The organism is Ancylobacter pratisalsi (genome assembly GCF_010669125.1).
GTDB classification, from domain to species: domain Bacteria; phylum Pseudomonadota; class Alphaproteobacteria; order Rhizobiales; family Xanthobacteraceae; genus Ancylobacter; species Ancylobacter pratisalsi.
In genome coordinates, this window is sequence record NZ_CP048630.1 from 2,963,121 (window position 1) to 2,978,923 (window position 15,803).

General features: G+C 61.6%; 12 protein-coding genes and 2 pseudogenes. 9 read left to right on the top strand and 5 right to left on the bottom strand.

Annotated elements, in window-relative coordinates; translation table 11 throughout:
- Positions 1 to 785: 785 nt before the first annotated feature.
- Positions 786 to 1,184: a VOC family protein gene (locus G3A50_RS13820; protein ID WP_163075812.1), complete on the bottom strand. Its 399-nt coding sequence runs from the start codon at positions 1,182 to 1,184 to the stop codon at positions 786 to 788.
- 86 nt (positions 1,185 to 1,270) lie between these two features.
- Between G3A50_RS13820 and G3A50_RS13825 the strand changes: the two genes are divergently transcribed.
- Entirely contained in the window at positions 1,271 to 1,969 is a 699-nt protein-coding gene (locus tag G3A50_RS13825) for a helix-turn-helix transcriptional regulator (RefSeq protein ID WP_163075813.1), read from the top strand.
- Positions 1,970 to 2,299: 330 nt separating this feature from the next.
- Here the strand turns inward: G3A50_RS13825 and G3A50_RS13830 are convergent, their stop codons facing one another.
- The 3 genes from G3A50_RS13830 to G3A50_RS13840 all read right to left on the bottom strand — a co-directional run bounded on the left by G3A50_RS13830 (position 2,300) and on the right by G3A50_RS13840 (position 5,261).
- Complete coding sequence (locus G3A50_RS13830; protein WP_246251690.1) at positions 2,300 to 2,788, bottom strand: flavin reductase family protein; 489 nt, start codon at positions 2,786 to 2,788, stop codon at positions 2,300 to 2,302.
- A gap of 38 nt (positions 2,789 to 2,826) precedes the next feature.
- Positions 2,827 to 4,191 carry an LLM class flavin-dependent oxidoreductase gene (locus G3A50_RS13835; RefSeq protein ID WP_163075815.1) on the bottom strand — a complete coding sequence of 455 codons (1,365 nt, stop codon included), beginning with the start codon at positions 4,189 to 4,191 and terminating at the stop codon, positions 2,827 to 2,829.
- A 149-nt stretch (positions 4,192 to 4,340) separates the two neighbouring features.
- A complete protein-coding gene (locus G3A50_RS13840) occupies positions 4,341 to 5,261 on the bottom strand; it encodes a LysR substrate-binding domain-containing protein (RefSeq protein WP_163075816.1) in 921 nt (306 codons plus the stop codon).
- Between the two features lie 4 nt (positions 5,262 to 5,265).
- Between G3A50_RS13840 and G3A50_RS13845 the strand changes: the two are divergent.
- From G3A50_RS13845 to G3A50_RS22840, 5 genes and pseudogenes are all read left to right on the top strand, one after another.
- Positions 5,266 to 5,604: pseudogene (locus tag G3A50_RS13845) on the top strand (ATP-binding cassette domain-containing protein); the annotation flags it as partial.
- A gap of 275 nt (positions 5,605 to 5,879) precedes the next feature.
- Positions 5,880 to 6,839 (top strand): annotated as a pseudogene (locus G3A50_RS13850) (efflux RND transporter permease subunit); the annotation flags it as partial.
- Between the two features lie 729 nt (positions 6,840 to 7,568).
- The gene (bamA, locus tag G3A50_RS13855) at positions 7,569 to 9,953 is read left to right on the top strand and encodes an outer membrane protein assembly factor BamA (protein ID WP_163075817.1); all 2,385 of its coding nucleotides are present in this window, start codon (positions 7,569 to 7,571) and stop codon (positions 9,951 to 9,953) included.
- 116 nt (positions 9,954 to 10,069) lie between these two features.
- Entirely contained in the window at positions 10,070 to 11,152 is a 1,083-nt protein-coding gene (locus tag G3A50_RS13860) for an MFS transporter (protein ID WP_163075818.1), read from the top strand.
- A 74-nt stretch (positions 11,153 to 11,226) separates the two neighbouring features.
- A complete protein-coding gene (locus tag G3A50_RS22840; protein WP_281355812.1) occupies positions 11,227 to 11,349 on the top strand; it encodes a hypothetical protein in 123 nt (40 codons plus the stop codon).
- 475 nt (positions 11,350 to 11,824) lie between these two features.
- On the opposite strand, the gene G3A50_RS13865 is transcribed toward G3A50_RS22840, so the two are convergent.
- Positions 11,825 to 12,724 carry a GntR family transcriptional regulator gene (locus G3A50_RS13865; RefSeq protein WP_163075819.1) on the bottom strand — a complete coding sequence of 300 codons (900 nt, stop codon included), beginning with the start codon at positions 12,722 to 12,724 and terminating at the stop codon, positions 11,825 to 11,827.
- On the opposite strand from G3A50_RS13865, the gene G3A50_RS13870 reads away from it, so the two are divergent.
- Genes G3A50_RS13870 through G3A50_RS13880 form a run of 3 tightly spaced genes read left to right on the top strand, consistent with a single transcriptional unit; the run spans position 12,668 to position 15,793 of the window.
- Entirely contained in the window at positions 12,668 to 13,969 is a 1,302-nt protein-coding gene (locus tag G3A50_RS13870; protein WP_246251693.1) for an isocitrate/isopropylmalate dehydrogenase family protein, read from the top strand. The genes G3A50_RS13865 and G3A50_RS13870 overlap by 57 nt on opposite strands.
- A 29-nt stretch (positions 13,970 to 13,998) precedes the next feature.
- Positions 13,999 to 15,375, top strand: a complete 1,377-nt coding sequence (locus G3A50_RS13875) for an NAD-dependent succinate-semialdehyde dehydrogenase (RefSeq protein ID WP_163075820.1) — start codon at positions 13,999 to 14,001, stop codon at positions 15,373 to 15,375.
- A 1-nt stretch (position 15,376) separates the two neighbouring features.
- Positions 15,377 to 15,793: a cupin domain-containing protein gene (locus G3A50_RS13880; RefSeq protein WP_163075821.1), complete on the top strand. Its 417-nt coding sequence runs from the start codon at positions 15,377 to 15,379 to the stop codon at positions 15,791 to 15,793.
- Positions 15,794 to 15,803 lie beyond the last annotated feature (10 nt).

Genomic DNA, 15,803 nt, shown 5'->3' on the forward strand with positions numbered 1-15,803 from the left:
CGCCATCGCCCCCGACCATGATGGCGATGAACGCCTCGCCGTCAGTGTTCGAGGGGCATGTTTCGCCACAACGAATGTGAAGCCCCACTCTTCTGTTTCGAGGGAGCGGAGCCCGAGGGCAAAGGGATCGAAGGCAGTGGGATTGTTCTGGGACCGGAGGTGCGCGCCGGCAGGGCCCGGTGGAATTCTACACTCTCGAGCACCGTAAATGGCGAGAGCTGTAGCCTCTTGACCTGCTGATGCATCTCGCGGGCCCGTCATCGACGGGAACGGAGTATGGGGCTTTCCTGCGGGTTCTGTTGGCACGCATCTTCCTCCCTGCATCCATTGGGTTCGCTGACACTCGACCGGTCACTGCAGCCGTGTAGGCGAATGGCTGGCATCAGACATGAGACCAGAATGGGCTTATGGCTAACGGCGGCCATTTCGGAGGTTTGGCAGGGTATTTTCGTTTCACCCGCAGATTACCGACATGCCGTCGCTCTTTGGATCGGCCGGTTCGTCGAACCTGCGCGACCGCTTAATCAAACGGCAATAACTGGGACTTTGCTGCCGTTCGGGAGGATGATAGCGAACGGTCGATTTCGGATGAAGCGGCCGTTCGCGCAGCGAGGAGTTGTACCCGAGGAACGAGCAGGTCCGGGCCGGCTGCCGACAGTCTGCGTTTTGCGTCCGAACTGGGTTTAGGCGGACGTTCCGCCTGCCACTCATACACGGACGCCCGCCGCCGCAATCCGCGTCGCCGATAGCCGCCGTCCGTTCAGCGCTACTGCCCGCATTTGCCTCTATCGAGATCCAAACCGAGCCTTAGTCGCATCCGTAAAAGGCATGAAGATGCTGACGGCCGAGCCTTCGGGATCGCGGACCTGGAAGGTGCGGTTTCCCCACGGCATCAGCTTGCGGTCGTGCACCAGCTCGGCCTTGCCGCTCAGGCGTTCGAAGGCGGCATCGAGATCCTCGACCATGAACTCTAGGATAGCGGTGCGATTGGCGCCCGGTTCGGCGCTCCCTTCAGCAAAAGCCGCGACCGTCTCCGCGCTGCCGACGGCAAGCGTCGCGCCCGGCGTGACGATCTCGGCAAACTGCGGCGCCAGCCAGTCGGCGGTTTGACCCGTTACCAACTCGTAGAAGGCGACCAGCGCCTTGATGTCGGAGGCGATGAGGCGGACAGAGGCGAACTTCATACTTATTTCCCGGTTGGTGGCTTGTATGCGCCGGCCCTGTACCGCACTCCTGCTGACAGCGTGGTGTCAGCAGGAGTCATCAGCCGGTGCGTCGTGCCGAACGCCTCTTTCAGATCATCCAGCTTCTTCGGCGATCGACGCGGCCCCTGACCGGCGCCGCCCTGGCCGCCGAACTGGAGGTTTCACTCCGCACCGTGTACCGCGACATCGCGGCCCTTATGGCGCAGCGGGTACCCATCACGGGTGAAGCAGGCTTCGGCTATCTGCTGGCAGCCGACTACGACATGCCGCCATTGATGCTTACCGAGGCGGAGCTGGAGGCCATCGTGCTCGGCGCACAGTGGGTTAGCGGAAGCGGTGACCCGCTTCTCTCCTCTGCCGCGTGCGATGTTCTGGCGAAGATTGCCACGGTCATCCCCGCGCATCTGCGGCCATATGTCATGGCGCCGAGTACGGGTGTTCCACCGCGTCTCAACCCAATGGAGGAAGCCGTCGACGCGGCAACGCTGCGCGATGCGATCCGTTCGCGATCGAAGCTGCTTCTCCACTATTGCGCGGAGGACGGTACTCGGACCGAGAGGACAGTATGGCCGGTCATCTTGGGTTACTCGGATACCAACCGCATCCTGATCGCATGGTGTGAGCTGCGACAGGGGTTTCGCCACTTCCGTACTGATCGGATGGTCGCTGTCGAAACCCTCGATCAACCCATTCCAGAGCCGAAATCGAACCTACATCGCCGTTGGGAGGCTTGGCGGGCTGCCGAACTCGGCAAAAGCCAGTAGTGGATTTTCGTACTGTCGTTTTTCAAGGGCAGCTATCCCGGCCTGCCACCCCAAAACGGCCCTTCTGCTCACCACCCCGTTTCTCGGACCTAGACGGAGATCGCCAGCGCCGCATAGCTGCCGGTCCGCTTTTGCCCCATAGCGGTGGTTCGGGGCGTCCGCTTACCGGTGGCTAGCGCCTCATCTCACCACTCCCCGCCGATATAGGTTTGGATCGAGTCATGAGGAAATACTTAGGGTGTTAATTGTTTATAGATACATTAAATAGTTCAATTTTTGATCAAATATAAGCAGATACATTCGTATATATTAAAAGTACTTTACTGTGTTCTAAATGGAATCCGTCAGGCGGCGATAACTGCCCTGCCAATACACAAGAGGATCCTGTGCGTCGTAGGCCTTCACGGCTCGTACGAGGCCGATGAGAATGGCGTGCGAGCGATGGGCGATGACCTCCTCCAGCGCGCAGTCGAAGGCCACCATGGCATCCTCCGGCAGCCAGACACCGCTTGGCTGGTGCGACCAGCGCGCACCGTCATAGCGCGCGCCGCCCTTGCGCCCATCGAAGCCGGAGAATGCCTCTGCGACATGCCGATGGCCTCCGGCCAGGATGTTCACCCCGAAACAGGGGGAGGCCTCGATGGCGGACCAGGAGGACGATGATTTGTTCAGGGAGACCAGCAGGGTCGGACCGTCGGCGGACAGCGCGGTGACCGAGGTTGCCGTGAAGCCGGTACTGTCCGCGCCATCGCCCACCGTTATGACGCAGACATGGCCGGCCAGCAGGCGCATGGCCTGCCGGAACCGACGTGAATCCACAGACCCCGGCGCCGCGTCAGCAAGGCTGTTCATCGCGATCAGGCGGAATGCGGGTTCAAACGACGCCTCGCGGTGTAGCGGTTCTCGGGCATGGAAATGCCGAGGTTCTCTCGCAGCGTGGCACCCTCATAGTCCTCACGGAACAGGCCACGGCGGCGCAATTCCGGCAAGACCAGCTTCACGAAGTCGTCGAGGCTCGCCGGCAGTGTGGGGAACATCAGGATGAACCCGTCCGCGGCGCGGGTCTCGAACCATTCCTCCATGAAATCGGCGATCTCGGTGGGCGTGCCGGTGATGCCGTTGCCGGTGTGCTTCTCGGCATAGTGCCGCACCAGTTCACCGACGGTCCGGCCTTGCTTCACGAAATCGACCAGCTCTTCGAACATCGCCTTGGAGCCCTTCGGCGATTCCGGCAGGCGCTCCATCGGGAAGGGCTTGTCGAGCGGCACGCCCGAGAGGTCGGCTTCAAGGAATTCGCCGAGCATTAAGAGGCCGACATCGGGGTGCAACTGGTCGATCAGGAAATCGACCTTGGCCTGCGCCTCCGCACGGGTTTCGCCAACATTGATGACGACACCGGGCATGATCTTCAGATCGTCCGGGTTGCGGCCGAAGGCGGGCATCCGCCCTTTGACGTTTTGGTAGAAGGCGCGATTGCGGTCGATATTGGAGGCGAGCGAGAAGACGATCTCGGCGGTACGGGCGGCAAGCTGCATGCCCGCTTCCGAGGCGCCGGCCTGCGCGATGACGGGCCGGCCCTGCGCGGACGGGGCGATATTGAGCGGGCCGCGCACCTGGAAATGGCTGCCCTTGTGGTTCAGCGTGTGAACCTTGTCCTTGTCGTAATAGACCCCGCTTGCCCGATCGAGCACCAGCGCGTCGCGCTCGAAGGAATCCCACAGGCCAAAAACCACGTCGACGAACTCGGCGCCGCGCGCGTAGCGAATTGCATGCGGGTCGAGGCCCTCGCGGTTGAAATTGTAGCCGGTCTCGTCGTGATCCGACGTGACGACGTTCCAGCAGGCCCGCCCCTTGCTGAGCTGGTCGATGGAGGCGAAGATACGCGCGACGTTGAACGGCTCATAATAGCTGGTCGAGACGGTCGCCACGAGGCCGAGGCGCTCTGTCGCGACCGCAAGTGCGGAAATCAGCGAGAGCGGCTCGAAGCGGTTGGCCTTGGTCGGGCTCCGCGCCAGCGCGTCGGGGTCGCCCACGCCAGCGGCCGGCGAATCGGCCAGGAACATGAAATCGAATTTCGCCGCTTCCGATTTCTTGGCGATGTCGCGAAAATGTTCGAATTCATTGGCCGCATGGACGTCGCTGGCCGGATGTCGCCAAGCAGCGGGATGAAAACCATAGGTATAACAGAACGTTCCGAGCTTGATCTTGTCGGCTCTGGCCATCGATAGTCCCTCTGCGTGCTTACCGCGCACTTCTTGCCGGGACCGACGATATGGCTAGGCGTAGGGACCGACAATCCAATGAAAGCTGGGGTTTGGTTTAGTAAATCTAAAATAGGATCTCCGTCTCGGACGTCCGGCGGTCGGCGCCTTCAGCCTTTTCCTGCGCCATAGGCCTCGTCCTGCGCCTTGCCGAGCGCGGTGAGCCAGCGGTGAAAGGTGCGACTGTGCGGTTTCTCGAACGCCGACGCCGACCAGGCCAAATAGTAGGGCTCGGGCATGCGCATGCGAATGTCGAAGGGCACGATCAACCGTCCCGCCGCGATATCGTCAGATACCATGGAGAATTGCCCCAGTGCGCATCCCTTGCCATACAGCGTGGCATCGAGAGCCGCATTGGAGAAGGAGAAGGTCATGTGCGGCACGACCTCCCCCATCTCCAGCCCGACATGCTGGCTCCATTGGGTCCAGTTCGGCGATTGGCCCGCGGGATTGGGCCATTCAATGCCGATCAGCGGCAGGAGGTGAAGCAACTCGGCAGGGGTACGCGGGGCGCCGTCGCGCAACAGTTGAGGCGCACACACCGGAACGACGTAATCGGTGAAAAGCACGGCGGTCTGGGCATGCCGGGTGGCATTCGGGCCATAAGTGACCCGGTAGTCGATGTCCTCGCGATCGAGGTCCGGCTCGGCGGCGTCGCCGATCAATCGGACCTTCGCCTTCTTGTTCTGTCCCTGCCAGTCGAAAACCTTGGGTCCAAGCCATTTGGTGGCGAGCGACCGCAGGCTGCTTACGGTTAGGACCGCATTCGACTTGGCCGCGCGAATGATGTCCTGCGCTCCCCGCAATGCACCGAAACCCGTAGAAAGCTGCGCGTGATAGCTATGCCCGAGCAGGGTGAGGCGCACCGAATTGCCATGGCGATGCACCAGCTTCACGCCCAAAACACCTTCGAGATTGCGGATATGCTGGCTGATCGCGCCCGTCGTAACCCCAAGCGCGGCCGCCGCGTCGGTCATGCTGCCGGTGCGCCCGAACAGTTCGAATGCCAGCATGGCGCGAAGGTGGGGCAAATCCTATCCGGCGAACCTGTCCGGCGGTCAGCAGCAGCGTGTCGCCATCGCCCGCGCGCTGGCGATGGAGCCGCATCTCATGCTGTTCGACGAGCCGACCTCCGCGCTCGATCCCGAACTGGTCGGCGAAGTTCTCCAGGTCATGCGAACCCTCGCCAATGAGGGCATGACGATGGTGGTTGTTACCCATGAGATGGGGTTCGCGGCGGGCGCTGCCGACAAGATCGCCTTTCTCGACAAAGGCCGCATCGTCCAGTGCGGCCCGCCCGACATCCTGCGCAAAAGCGACGAGCCGAGGCTGCGGCAATTCCTGCAGACCTATCACGAGCGCAACGACTTCTAGAGTGGCCTAATCTCATGCCCTACCCACACGTGCAGATAAGCGACGTCATCCTTCGCGATGGGTTGCAACTCGTACGCTCGGTCCTTCCGACGGAGGACAAAAAGCGCATCGTCGATGGCCTCTACGGGGCCGGGCTGCGTCATCTCGATATCACCAGTTTCGTGCCGCCGGCGCGCTTCCCGCAATTCGCCGATGCGTCCGATATCGTCGCCCATGCCCGCCGCTACGCCGACCTCGACCTGTCGGCCTTCGCGCCAAACCCTAAAGGCGCCGAGCGCGCCGCTGCGCTCGGCGTGACATCCGAGGCAATTTCCGAGGCGGTCAGGGTGGCAACGAACGGCGATTATTCAGCGTCGATGGCAAAGCTGAACCTGACGCAGCGGAAGGTGGCGATCCGGGTGCGGCTTGACCCCGAAAATAGTGCGACACTGGACGATATCGCAAATCGACGGGTGGCTGGCACCAATGGCAGCGTCGATCTCGGCTCGATCGCGGACATCCGGATCGGCAGCAGCCCGTCCGAGATCAACCGCATCGACCGGTCGCGCAACATCACTTTGTCGATCGAACTCAACGGTCGAGCGCTCGGTGACGTCAACGGCGAAGCGCAGGCGCTGCCTGCCCTCAAAGAACTGCCGCAGGAAGGTCCGGCGGATCGAGCAGGGAGAATTGCAGCGAAGCTCGGAGCTGTTCGAGAGCTTCGGCATCGTCATGGCTATCGGTGTACTCTGCATCTACGCTGTGCCGGTACGGCTATTCCACGATCTCCTGCAGCCCGTGACGATCCTGATGGCGCTGCCGCTGTCTCTCGGGGGCGCCCTGCTGCCGCTCGTCCTCACCGGCGCCAGCTTCTCGATACCCGCGGTCATCGGGCTGCTCATGCTGATGGGCGTGGTGACGAAGAACTCCGTTCTGCTGGTTGAGTACGCGATCATGGCGCGCCGAGGTGGCATGCCCCGGTTTGAAGCACTTGTAGACGCGTGTCACAAACGAGCGCGGCCGATCGCCATGACCACCATCGCGATGGGCGGTGGCTGCTGCCAGTGGCATTGAGTCTGAGCGGTGGCGTGTCCAGCTTCCGCCAGCCTTTGGCCATCGTCGTGATCGGCGGGCTGCTGGCCTCGGCATTCCTCGGTCTCCTCGTCAATCCCGTCATATTCACATTTGTCGTCGACTCCCCTTCTCTCCTCAAACGACCGTTTCGCACGAAAAACCAAGCGAAAACAATTCGCTAACAATCAAAAACGAGCGTCAATCCTATTTACTATAAGAAACAAGAAGAAACACAACGCATTTAATTGTAACTACCAAGTTGTCGATTCCAATTTATATTTAGTTTGTCTGATGAAGGCGCAACCTCGTCAGGCTTGGCTGGAGCGCCGAGACAAGACTTCACCGGTCAACAGGCGCTCCAGCCGCTCGTGCCTATCTGACGCAATCACGAAGTGAGGACTCATGCCGGCAGGTGCCGGAGAGTCGTTGATGGGTGGGCTTTGCGGCCTATCGCCGATCTCGCCGAGCACGTGACCTTCGTTGCCTCCCTCGTCTCATCGAAGCTCATGATCCAGGTGCCCTGCCGCTCTACTCAATACTGCCGTTGAATAAACCGATGAAACCCGTGTCGGCCGGCTTGCCGGTCCGGGCATGCACGCGCCTCGCACGTCTGGCGAGCCCGCCGGTCGAGGCCCCGAGACGTGAATTCCGAGGCTGAATCGGCCTGCACGCCACACGTGAAAAGCCACCCCATCCCATCGCGTACGCAAAACGTTGCATTACAGAAATTTTAGGAAACAGAAAGGCGACAAGATAGACAAATTTCGACCGCAATATATCGATTATAATATTAATAGAATGAATACATATAATTCATATGTATTACGTTCGATGACAAGTGGCATAAGATGAGCGTGATGGGTCGTTTCGCAGAATGCTATACTACCACAAGGATAATAATTGCATTCGCGATGCTGCTGTTTGGAGGCTTATCCGATATTTATGCGTCATCATTGAACGCTAAAGGCCTTGCGTCTCAGACAAGTTATCCCATTGTGGTCGAAGGCAATCGTCGCGTGGACGCGGATACGATCCGCTCCTATTTCGCGACTCAGCCCGGTCAGTCGCTGACCCCGGCGAAGATCGACGAAGCCCTCAAGTCGCTCTATGCGACTGGGCTGTTTTCCGATGTCACGATCACGCATCGTGGCGGTCGTCTCGTTGTCTCCGTGCAGGAGAACGAGGTGATCAATCGCGTTGCCTTCGAAGGCAACCGCAAGATCAAGGACGACCAGCTCGCCAGCGAAGTTCAGTCGAAGGCGCGCTCTCCCTTCTCGAAGACCACGGTTCAGGCCGACACCCAGCGCATCATCGAGCTGTATCGCCGCTCGGGCCGCTATGACGTGCGCGTGGTTCCCAAGACCATCGATCGCGGCCAGGGTCGCGTGGACCTCGTCTTCGAGATCACCGAGGGCGACAAGCTTGGCGTCGCGGCGATCCGTTTCGTCGGCAACAAGGCGTATTCCGCCTACAAGCTGGAAGACGAGATTACCACGACCGAGAGCAACTGGCTGTCGTGGATCAAGAACACCGACGTCTATGACGTCGACCGCATCAACAACGACCAGGAGCTGCTGCGCCGGTTCTATCTGCGCAACGGTTATGCCGATTTCCGCATCGTGTCGGTGACCGCCGACCTCGATCGCGCCAAGGACGGCTTCATCCTGACCTACGTTCTCGACGAGGGCCCGCAGTACCGCGTGGGCACGGTCGATGTCGTCTCCGGCATCAAGGATGTCGACGCGAACCGTATTCGCTCGGCCCTGCGCGTCAGTCCCGGTCAGGTCTACAATGCCGAGCTGGTCGAGAAGTCGGTCGAGAACGCGACCATCGAGGTGTCGAAGAGCGGCTACGCCTTCGCCCAGGTTCGTCCCCGCGGCGACCGCGATGTTCAGGCCCGCAAGGTCAATCTTGTCTTCGCGGTCGAAGAGGGGCCGCGCGTCTACATCGAGCGCATCGAGATCCGCGGCAACACCCGCACCCGCGACTGGGTTATCCGGCGCGAGTTCGACCTTGCCGAGGGCGATGCCTATAACCGTGTGCTGATCGATCGCGCCGAGCGTCGGCTGCGCAACCTTGGCTACTTCAAGGACGTGAAGATCACCAACGAGCCGGGCACCGCGCCCGACCGCGTGATCCTGGTCGTGCAGGTTGAGGATCAGCCGACCGGCGAGTTCTCGGTCTCGGGTGGTTACTCGACCTCGGACGGCTTTATCGCCGAGGTGGCGGTCTCGGAGAAGAACTTCCTCGGCCGCGGCCAGTATGTGCGCCTCGCCGGTTCACTCGGGGACGACACGCAGGGTGCCGATTTCAGCTTCACGGAGCCCTATTTCCTCGACTACCGCGTGGCTGCGGGCTTCGACCTCTACTGGAAGGAGACAGAAGCGACCAGTTCCAGCCCTTACGACACATCGACCGCCGGCGGCACGCTGCGCACCGCGCTTCCGCTGACCGACGAACTGACGCTCGGCCTGCGCTACAGCCTATTTCAGAAAGAGATTACGATCGACGACGAGACGATCGAGGACTACGGCACCCCGTCTTGGGCGTTGCTCGAGGTGAATAACGATCCCGCGATCACCTCGCTGGTCGGCTATACGCTCACCTACAATATGCTCGACAACAATGCGCAGCCATCGAGCGGCTACCTGCTTGAGCTGAAGCAGGACTTTGCCGGCGTCGGCGGCGACGTGAACTACATCAAGTCGACCTTCGACTCGCGCTGGTACCTGCCGGTCCACGGCGACTTCGTGCTGATGCTGCGCGGCCAGGCCGGCAACATCACCTCCTGGGGCGGAGAGGACCTACGCATCCTCGATAACTTCTTCAAGGGTCCCGATATCGTGCGCGGCTTCGAGTCGAACGGCATCGGCCCGCGCGACCTAGCCTCTGGCGGCGACGACTCGGATCCGGATGCGCTGGGCGGCACGCTGTATTGGGGCACGACGGCGGAACTGCAGTTCCCGCTCAGCTTCCTGCCGAAAGAATTGAGCATGACGGCGGCGGTGTTCGCGGATGCCGGTTCACTGTGGGGCTATGAGGGCGGGACGACCTTCACAAATATATCCGGCTGGGAAGACAGCCTGACGAACTGCTCGGCGATCGCGGGCTCGAAGACGCAGGGCTATAACAATGTCTGCGTCGCGGACAGTGACTCGGTGCGCTCATCCGTCGGCGTCAGCCTGATCTGGAAATCCCCCTTCGGTCCGCTACGCTTCGACTATGCCTGGGCGCTGACCAAGGAAGACTACGACCAGACCCAGGCTTTCCGCTTCAGCGGCGGATCTAAGTTCTAACCGATCATCGCGGCTCAAGGCCCTCGAATGGCCGTTGTTGTACGGGCGCGCGTCAATAGCGAAACTTGTACATTCCGCCGGCAACGGTAAATTAGTGTAGTGGCTCTTCCTATGACGTGATTGCCGAGCTGCCCGTTTGTGCAAAAGGAAGCACTCCGCTGAGGGAAATGGACGTCTCTGAGCTCAAAAACGGCTTGCCGCTGATAATCGGTGGGTTGCTTGGCTCGGCATTGGGTTTGCCTGCCCTTCCGTTCTATACGATTGGTGTCCTCGCACCCATCTTCGCGGAGGAATTTGGCTGGTCATTCAGGACCATCTTCGGCGGGTTGTCCTTGCTCGCGGGGTCCGTTCTCGTTGTCGGCCCGTTGTTCGCGACGTTCATCGACAGTTTTGGCGCGCGGCTGGTGGCTGCAGTCTCGCTGATAGGGTTGGGCCTGAGTTACATGACGCTCGCGGCGTCCAACGGCTCGATCGAGCGATACTATTTTTCGTGGACGGCTATCGCGATTTTCGGTCTGGGGGCCACGCCGGTTGTCTTCACACGGGTCATCAATGGTGCTTTCCGAGAGCGGCGGGGTCTCGCGCTCGGCATCGTCCTGTCGGGCGCTGGCCTCTTTGCATTCCTCGTGAAACCCCTGGCTTTCCTGCTGATCGGAGCTGTGGGATGGCGCGTCACCGTTCTGGTCGTCGGCGCCCTGCCCATCGTCTTTGCGTGTCCAGCCACCCTCTGGGGTTTTGCCAGGCTAAGAGGCAAGGATGACGGTGCAGAGCCAGTTTCACCTGATCCCTCGGATGGCATGACCGTCCGAGAGGCGTTTGGCTCACGATATTTCTGGCTGCTCGCCATCGTCTTTGTACCGATGTCTCTCGCCGTGGCTGCGCCACTGCCCAATATCGAGAATATCCTGCGTTCGCTGCGCATGACCCCTGGCGACGTCGTCCAGCTTGCCTCGTTGGTAGGGATAGCGGCCGTGGCCGGGCGATTGATCGGTGGGGTATTGGTAGACCGCTTCTGGGCGCCAGCTGTCGGAACCGTCATTTTGACAATGGGCGCCGCCGCCTGCCTGATCTTTTCGCTTGAGGATGTGAGTTTTCCATTGGCCTTCGTGGCCATTATTTTGCTTGGCCTTACCTCCGGCATCGAGTTCGAGACGATGATCGCCACCTGCTCGGGAGTGTCCAGGCGTCGACGCTTCTAATCGTCGGCGCCGTCGGCCAAGAGGTTCCGACCGACGTTGGCCTTTTCATCCGCCAGAAAATAAGGAAGGCGCGCTTGATTGAACTGCCGGGCGTCGACCATTTTTCCTTTGCCACGCGCCCCGACCTCATCAACGCGATCATCGACGACTTCCGGCTCGAACTTTCGACACCACGAGGCGGCCTTGCCAGGAGGTAAGTCTTTCTGAACTCGGGACGCGAAATGCGCGCGAGGAAGCGAGCGCCCGGAGCGGGCGTGATCGGTTGCTCGGGAATGTTCCAGCAGGGGGTCGGGAGAAAGCCGTGTTTGGGCTCGCAGTGGCAATCACGATCGTAAACGTGCCGGTAAAGCGCGGGATTCGCGATAGCCGGAGTGTTGGCGTCCGGTCTCGTCTATGGATCAGCTGAGCAGTTCGGAACGCCCGTCCTCGTATTCGCACTCTATGCCGCGGCACGTTCAGTTCCACTGGCGCTCGCGGTGATCATCGTTAGCGTCGTCGAGTATGGCCGGTATTTCTGGCACCTGGCGCGGTGGCGGCCTTTGTCCAGATCTGCGATGCGGGCATCGGGATGATCGGAGGAGATCTGGTAAAGATTGCCGGTCCGGCGGCAACGGCTTTTCTACAGCTCTGGGCTTGTCTGTTTCTGAGCGCGACCGTGCGCGCAAAGGCCTCCTAAGCTACACGATGAGATTTCGCACGAGCTCGCGTCTTGAGCGTGCTGAGTTCATCCAAGTGCTTCTTCATGAACTCCGCTGCCGCGTGACGCCTGTCTGCGAGCAGCAGATCGAGAAGCTCGATATGCTCCATGCAGCGCCGGCGGGCGCTGTCCCTGTCGAGCATCTGGCGATAATCGATTAGGCGACGGAGCCGGTCGATACGTTTCAGCGCGTCGATGAAGAAGCTGTTCCGGCTGCACTCGATGATGGCCTCGTGGAGACCGCTGTTCAGTTCAAACAGCCGAGCGTCGGATACCGCGTATATGCCGCCATCGATGAGCCACTTCTGCTGCTCTCGACACCTCTCCAGAGCGGGCCGGTTGAGCATGAAGCTCGGTTCCATGATGGCGGCAGGCTCGATCAGCAGACGGAACCGGTAGCTGTCCTCATAGGCCTGAAGCGATGTGAGCACCGGCAGGAAGGCCCATCCATTGCCCGGCAGCCGCTCGATCCATCCCTCGTTCGTCATCCTGCGCAGGATATGGGTCAGCCGGCCGCGTGTGAGTTTGTAGCGACGCAGAAGCTCGTTCTCGGTGATCCGCTCGGGTAGCCGCCCCGAAACGCGATCATCGGCGATGTCTAGATAGATCTGTTCATCTTCATAGCTCGACGCGGACTCTAACGCCTGAATCTTCTCCCCATCTGTCTTGGCGATGATGAAGCCGCCGCGGTCCCCCTGCCGGACGATGCCCGATGCCTCCAGCACCTTGAGTGCATTGCGCACCGGCGACCGGGACACCCGAAACATCTCGGCCAGCCGCCGTTCAGCGAGCCGCTCGCCCTCGCTCAGGCGCTCGGCGTGAATGTGCTCAACGATCTGGGCGACCAGCTGATTGATAAGTGGGGTCGTCTGCATGCTCGGAATCCAAGGGGCACCCCCCTTTTGCCACACGGACATCCGTATACCAAATCACGTTGGTCTTTTGCCATTGCAAAGTACCAAACATGCTCCTATAAGGCATTTCACAACGATAAAAGACCACGCGGCAACGTCCGCGATCTGGGAGCGGCTCAAGTGCGAATCCTTGTTCTTCCAGGCGATGGAATTGGCCCGGAAATCACCGAGGCCACGCTGCGAGCGCTCGACGCGCTCAGCGCTCGCCTCGATCTCAAGTTCGATTTCGAGGAGGGGGCCATTGGCCTCAAGGCGCTGGCCGAGCGCGGCACAACCCTGCCGCTCGAAGTCATCGAGCGAGTGCCGGGGGTAGATGGCGTGATCCTCGGCCCCGTGTCGCACTACGAGTACCCGTCGCGACGGGAAGGCGGCATCAACCCTTCCGGCGAACTGCGCACCAACTTCGAGCTGTTCGCGAATATCCGCCCCTGCCGCTCGCTCAGCGATCTCAGCATCCTACGCCAGCCGATGGACCTCAACATCGTGCGGGAGAACACCGAGGGCTTCTACTCCGACCGCAATATGGTCGCCGGCACCGGGGAGTTCATGCCGGACGAGAGCATGGCGCTCTCGGTGCGCAAGATCACCGCCAGAGCTTCCGAGCAGGTGGCGCGCGCCGCATTCGACCTCGCCCGCGGGCGGCGAAAGAAGGTGACAGCGGTTCACAATGCGAATGTGCTGAAGCTCTCCGATGGCCTGTTTCTGAGAGAGGTGCGCAAGGTCGCTGCCGACTATCCGGACGTTGTGTTGGAAGAGTTGATCGTCGATGCGACCGCCGCCCACCTGATCCGCACGCCGGACCGCTTCGACGTCATCGTCACCACTAATATGTTCGGCGACATCCTCTCGGGTGAGGCGTCCGAGCTTTGCGGCAGCCTTGGTCTTGGCGGCTCCATCAGTGTCGGCGACGGCATCTGCGTGGCCCAAGCGCAGTATGGCTCCGCCCCCGATATCGCCGGGCGCAACGTCGCGAATCCGACGTCACTGATGTTCTCCGCGGCCATGCCGCTGGACTGGCGTGGGCGCCGCGACGGCAACAAGGCGCTGATCGAGGCCGCTGCCGTGCTTGAAAAGGCGATAGGCAAAGTTCTGGGCAACCCGGCGACGCGCACCGCTGATCTTGGCGGCTCACTCTCCACAGATGCCCTCACCGACGCTGCGTGTGCTGCCGTTACCCACTCGTCCGCCGCTGGACAGGCGGCCTGAGTTCCAACGCTCAACCGAACGGTTCCGAGATGCTCGTATCCATCAACCCCGCCGATGGCGCCGAACTGGCGCGTTATCCGCTCCACAGCGCGCAGGATGTGGAAGACGCGCTAGCCGATGCCGTGACCGCACAGGCGGCATGGCGGCAGGTCCCCATTCTCGAACGCGTCGGCTTGCTGCGCCGCATGGCGAGCGTGCTGCGCGCGAACAAGTCCGCCTACGCCCGCATGATCACGCAGGAGATGGGCAAGCCGCTGGTCGAGGCAGAGGGCGAGATCGAGAAGTGCGCGTGGAATTGCGACTTCTATGCAGACGAGGCGCCGGTTTTCCTCGCTGATGAGATCATCGCCTCGTCCGCATCCCATAGCGCCGTCGTGTTCGACCCGCTCGGCGTCGTGCTCGCCATCATGCCGTGGAACTACCCGTTCTGGCAGTTCTTCCGTTTTGCCGCGCCTGCCTTTGCTGCGGGAAATGGGGCGATCCTCAAGCACGCCAACAATGTGCCGCGCTGCGCACTGGCGATTGAGGACGTCATGCGCGAAGCAGGGTGCCCCGAGGGGTTGTTCCGCACGCTGCTCATCGAGCCGAGTTCCGTCGCCGGGCTGATCGCCGACGACCGGATCGCGGCTGTCACGCTGACCGGCTCGACCGAGGTTGGCGCGATCGTCGCGGCGCAGGCCGGCAAGGCGCTCAAGAAGCAGGTGCTGGAGCTCGGCGGCTCCGATCCCTTCATCGTGCTGGCCGATGCGGACGTGGAGGCCGCCGCCGCCACGGCGGTGAAGGCACGCTATGTGAACGTCGGGCAGAGCTGCGTGAACGCCAAGCGTTTCATCGTCGACAATGCGGTGGCGGACAGCTTCGTCGAGGCCTTCTGCCGCCATGCCGCTGCCCTCAGGATGGGGGACCCGCTCCAGCAGGGCGTGTCCATCGGGCCCATGGCGCGCGCCAATCTACGCGCCACGCTCCACGATCAGGTGGAACGCAGCATCGCGGCCGGCGCGATCCTGAAGATGGGAGGCCAGATCATCGATGGGGCCGGTTTCTTCTATCCCGCAACCGTGCTCGACAATGTCACGCCGGAGATGGCGGCTTTCCGTGAGGAGACCTTTGGGCCGGTCGCCGCCATCATCCGCGTCGACGGTGCTGATGAGGCGATCCGCTTCGCCAACGACACCGAGTTCGGCCTCGGCGCGGCGCTTTGGACCGGGGATGTCGAGCAGGCGCAGCATCTCGCACGACGTATCGATGCAGGCGCGGTTTTCATCAACGGCATGGTCGCGTCCGATCCCCGTCTGCCCTTCGGCGGTATCAAGCGGTCCGGCTATGGCCGGGAACTCGGCTCCTACGGCATCCGCGAATTCGTGAACCTCAAGACCCTCTGGGTCGGCCCCTTAAAGGCAGCCTGAAATGCCCAATATCCATCCGGCCGGCGCGGTGCTGCGCCCCTCCGAAATCAAGCCGCGCGAGCGTGGCGGCGGCGCGCGCACCGTGCCGCTCGTCACCCGCCGCATCGGTTCGACCAGCCTGATCAACGGCATCACCGCCTTTGAGGGCGGCGCGTCGATCCCGATCCACACCCATAATTGCGAGGAAAGCGTGATGGTGCTGGAGGGGCATGCCATCGCGACCCTCGACGGTGTCGAGCACCACCTCGGTCCACAGGAGACCACGTGGATCGCGGCGAACGTGCCGCACAACTTCCGCAACGCGTCGGCGACCGAGCCGATGAAGATCTTCTGGACCTACGCGTCCGTCGACGCCACCCGCACCATCGTCGCCACGGGCGACACCCGCACCATTGATGCAGAACACGACGCCAAATAGGCGCGAGTGA